This window comes from Nonomuraea sp. NPDC026600, from assembly GCF_040638335.1.
Taxonomy (GTDB): domain Bacteria; phylum Actinomycetota; class Actinomycetes; order Streptosporangiales; family Streptosporangiaceae; genus Nonomuraea.
The window spans coordinates 1-1,913 of record NZ_JBEZYD010000104.1 but is presented as its reverse complement, the minus strand read 5'-3'; the positions used below and the strand labels follow the sequence as shown (position 1 = coordinate 1,913).

At 63.0% G+C, this 1,913-nt stretch carries 1 protein-coding gene; it reads left to right on the top strand.

Features of this window, described 5'->3' with window-relative positions; genetic code table 11:
• The first annotated feature begins 577 nt into the window (after positions 1-577).
• Positions 578-1,819: a group II intron reverse transcriptase/maturase gene (gene ltrA / locus AB0F17_RS66380; RefSeq protein ID WP_358047837.1), complete on the top strand. Its 1,242-nt coding sequence runs from the start codon at positions 578-580 to the stop codon at positions 1,817-1,819.
• Positions 1,820-1,913: the final 94 nt, after the last annotated feature.

Genomic DNA, 1,913 nt, shown 5'->3' with positions numbered 1-1,913 from the left:
CCACGAACGCTGAAGGAGGCGTTGATGTAAGAGCTTCTGGAAGCGGTGCTGTGCAAGAGATGGAGGTAGGTCCTCCGGGATCGCCCTGCAGGGGGAGGTTCCAAACCACCGCAGGCTGCGTCGGTTAAGTGCCGTTCGTGGTGAGCGCTGCGGGAAAAGGCGCGACGTGATCGCGTCAGGTGTGGGTCAGGAAGGCGAGCGAGAGCGAACCGCTGATGACGTGTCGTAAGAAACTTCAATGGCGTCGAAACCGGAGCATGACCTGGACTCCGGGACAAGTCTGGGGGGAGCCTGCCGACTGCCCAGACGGCGTCCGGCATGTAGGCGGCGCGAGCCTGGCCTGGGCTTTTGCGCGGAACGTGGGAACCTGTCGCCCCGATACTGTCGCCGGCCCGTATGGGTGGCGGCGAGAGGGAGATCCTCAAGCGGTCCACGCCGCAAGAGGCCGAGTACCGTCGCGGGGCACGGGGGCGGACCGTCTCGTAGTAGCGATGAAACCCGGTAATGCGGGTGGAGCGAAGGGGACGGGTCATCCTGGTCGGTTCGGTGGTCAACCGGCGTTGCCGGGAGGAGCCAGATGAGCGGGCCGAAGTCGTTCGAGATTTCCAAACACATGGTCTACGAGGCTTACCGGAGGGTGAAGGCCAACAAGGGCGCGGCGGGAGTCGACGGACAGTCGATCGAGCAGTTCGAACAGGACCTGAAGGGAAACCTGTACAAGCTGTGGAATCGGATGTCGTCGGGCTGTTACTTCCCGCCGCCGGTGCGGATGGTGGAGATCCCTAAGCCGGGAGGCAAGGGGGTTCGGGTTCTCGGCGTTCCTTCTGTTGCTGATCGGATCGCGCAAACGGTGGCGGCCATGGTCCTGGAGCCTGAGGTGGAGAAGATCTTCCACCCTGACTCCTATGGGTATCGGCCCCGCAAGAGCGCGCTGGATGCGGTGGGGGCGTGCCGAGAGCGCTGCTGGCGGACCGACTGGGTCATCGATCTTGATGTCAAAGGATTCTTCGACAATCTCGATCATGATCTGGTTCTCAAGGCGGTAGCCCATCACACCGATCAAAAGTGGGTCTTGCTGTACGTGGAGCGATGGCTCAAGGCCCCGCTCCAGCGGCAGGACGGCACGTTGATCGCCCGAGATCGCGGGAGCCCGCAGGGTTCGGCGATCTCACCGTTGCTCGCCAACCTGTTCATGCACTACGCGTTCGATGCGTGGATGGCTCGGGAACACCCGGGCGTCACCTTCGAACGGTATTGCGATGACGTGGTGATCCACTGTCGTAGTGAAGCCGAAGCGCACCAGGTGCGGGAGGCGATCGCGCAGCGACTGGACGAATGCGGGGGGTTGCAGCTGCATCCCGAGAAAACCCGCATCGTGTACTGCAAGGACGGCAAGAGGCGTGGCTCGTACGAACACACCTCGCTCACCTTCCTCGGGTACGGGTTTCGCGTGCGGAAGGTCCGGACGAAGAAGGGTGACTACTTCTTCAGCTTCAATCCGGCCATCAGTGACGAGGCCGCCAAACGCATCCGCGCGCAGATCCGCGCCTGGCGGCTGCACCTGCGCAGTGGATCAAGCCTGAAGGACCTCGCACGCGAGATCAACGCCGTGGTGCGAGGTTGGATCAATTACTACGGTCGGTTCTACCCGTCCGCGTTGGTCCCCAGCCTCAACCGGATCAACGACTACCTGGTCCGGTGGATCGTGCGGAAATACAAGCGGTACCGCCGACGACGGATGCGAGCGCGAGACGCCCTGGGCAGAGCCGCAGCGCTCTACCCCAGGGGCTTCGCCCACTGGCAACTCGTCAAGCCGTGACCGTGAACGACCGGATGATGGGAGCCGTGTAAATCGAGAGGTTTACGCACGGTTCTGAGAGAGCCGGGGGCTGAGATGCCCCCGGCTACTCGCC

Bases quoted from the DNA above. Each gene is read 5' to 3' on its own strand.
- ltrA (WP_358047837.1), top strand. From the start codon at position 578: ATGAGCGGGCCGAAGTCGTTCGAGATTTCCAAACACATGGTCTACGAG.